The sequence below is a fragment of the Streptomyces sp. NPDC006739 genome, from assembly GCF_042869815.1.
Taxonomy (GTDB): Bacteria; Actinomycetota; Actinomycetes; order Streptomycetales; family Streptomycetaceae; genus Streptomyces.
Map to the genome: position 1 here is coordinate 1 of NZ_JBIAGM010000083.1, position 2022 is coordinate 2022.

The following is a 2022-nucleotide window of genomic DNA, read 5'->3' on the forward strand; positions in this document are numbered from 1 at the left end:
CCCTGCTTCCTAATGCTGTTGTCAAGCCGTCGGAGTGCGACGCGTGTGCGAGGCGAGTACGGGGTCATGTGCTCACGTGGTGTCCTCGGCTCCGGCCATGTCGTACTCGTCGATGTCGAGCTCGGCGCTGGTGGAGCTGAGGAAGTCCAGGACCTTGCGGTCCAGGTGCCAGCCGAAGAGGTTGGGGGCGTCCGCTGCGCCTGGCTGGGCTTGGTCGGTGTCGTTGAAGTAGCGCACGATGTGAAGCACTGCTCCGCCGCCGGTGCGGGCCAGATGCCTGGTGAGGTCGCAGATGCGGTCTGTGTGGGGCTGGAGTCTGTCGAGAATGCGGGTGATCTGCTCGTCGACGCGCAGACCCGGCTCCCTGCAGGCAACCATCCACGAGTGGTCGACCGGAACCACCGTCGGCTCGGTGAACCGGCTTCCGCGAACAGTCACCTCGTCAGGAGTGATGCCCAGCTGGGAGGTCATGTCGTCTGCCGAGGTGTGCCGGCTGAACAGTGCGAAGTAGGCGTACTGGCGAAGTGGCATCCCGTGGAGGATAGCCGCGCGAGAAGTGGGCCGACTGTGATTATGCGTGCCCGGCAGTCAGGCAACCTCGGTGACCAGAGGTGTGACCTGGTAGCACCGTCGGTCACGGATCAGGGCCCAGATGACGTTGACGCGTCGGCGGGCGAGCGCGAGCACGGCCTGGACGTGCTTCTTGCCTTCGGCGCGTTTGCGGTCGTAGAACTTCCGCGAGTTCGGGTCGTAGCGGACGCTGACCAGCGCGGAGGTGTAGAAGACCCGCTGGAGTCTTCGGTGGTAGGTGACCGGCCGGTGGAGGTTGCCGCTGACCTTGCCCGAGTCGCGGGGCGCCGGGGCGACGCCGGCGAAGGCCGCCAGCGCGTCCGGGGAGTCGAACTCGTCCAGGCCGCCGCCGACAGCGGCCAGGAACTCCGCGCCGAGCACGGTGCCTATGCCCGGGACACTCAGGACGATCTCGGCGAGCTCGTGCTCGCGAAACCGGCCCTCGATGAGCTTGTCCACCTCGGAGATCTGCTCGTTGAGGGCCATCACCTCCCCGGCCAGGGTGTGGACCAGCTTCGCGATGGTCTTCTCCCCGGGGATCGCGGTGTGCTGCCGCCCGGCCGCCTCGACGGCCGCGACGGCCAGAGCTCCGGCATTGCGGACCTTGCGGTTGGCCAGCCACGTCGTCAGCCGGGTGACCCCGGCGCGGCGGATCGCGGCTGGGGTCTGGTAGCCCGTCAGCAGCCTGAGCGGGCCGGTGTTGGTCACGTCCAGAGCCCGTTCCAGGGCCGGGAACATGCTCAGCAGGATGCCGCGCAGGCGGTTGACCACACGGGTGCGGTCCTCAACCAGGTCGGCCCGGCGTCCGGTCAACAGCTTGAGCTCGATGGCGGCTTCGTCGCCGGGGCGGATGGGCCGCAGGTCGCGGCGCATCCTCGCCTGGTCGGCGATGACGTAGGCGTCGCGGGCGTCGGTCTTGCCCTCGCCGCGGTAGCCGTCAGAGGCCCGGTTCACCAGCCGGCCGGGGATGTAGAGGACCTCCTGGCCGTGGTTGACCAGCAGCGCCAGCATGAGCGCGGGCTCGCCGCCGGTCATGTCGATCGCCCAGGTGACCTCGCGGCCATCGGCCAGGTCCAGGACGTCACCGATCAGCTCCAGCAGTTCGGGCTCGTCGTTGGCGACCCGCCGCGACAGCAGCGTCTTGCCCTCGGTATCCAGGGCGAGGCCGTGATGGTGGCCCTTGCCGCTGTCGATCCCCGCCCATATCCGGCTCATCGTGCTCCTGACGTACGCGTTCGCTCTGTTCGTGCCACGGACGACCTCGCCGGCATTGCTCTACGCAGCGACTTGTTCGCACTTCCTAATCGGCGGCCGAGTCGTCGTGGGGTGCCGGGCGGCGAAGCAAGGGAAGCCACGAGACGGCAGCCGCCTGATAGCCACACCCAGCACCCCTGGGCGACCCAACCCTACGAATGGCTCGATCAACCCGATCAAGACGGTAGAGCCGCCTGA

2 protein-coding genes are annotated in these 2022 nt (G+C 68.2%); both read right to left on the bottom strand.

Annotation, left to right across the window (positions count from 1 at the left end):
- Window positions 1–72 precede the first annotated feature (72 nt).
- Window positions 73–531, bottom strand: coding sequence for a DUF4279 domain-containing protein (locus ACFYMM_RS44320; RefSeq protein ID WP_388398533.1), 459 nt, complete (start codon window positions 529–531; stop codon window positions 73–75).
- Window positions 532–588: 57 nt separating this feature from the next.
- Window positions 589–1785, bottom strand: a complete 1197-nt coding sequence (locus tag ACFYMM_RS44325; RefSeq protein WP_388398536.1) for an IS110 family transposase — start codon at window positions 1783–1785, stop codon at window positions 589–591.
- Between the last annotated feature and the right edge of the window lie 237 nt (window positions 1786–2022).

What these genes read in the sequence shown, in the direction of transcription:
- ACFYMM_RS44320 (WP_388398533.1), bottom strand. Translation starts at nt 531, where the DNA reads ATGCCACTTCGCCAGTACGCCTACTTCGCACTGTTCAGCCGGCACACC.
- ACFYMM_RS44325 (WP_388398536.1), bottom strand. Translation starts at nt 1,785, where the DNA reads ATGAGCCGGATATGGGCGGGGATCGACAGCGGCAAGGGCCACCATCAC.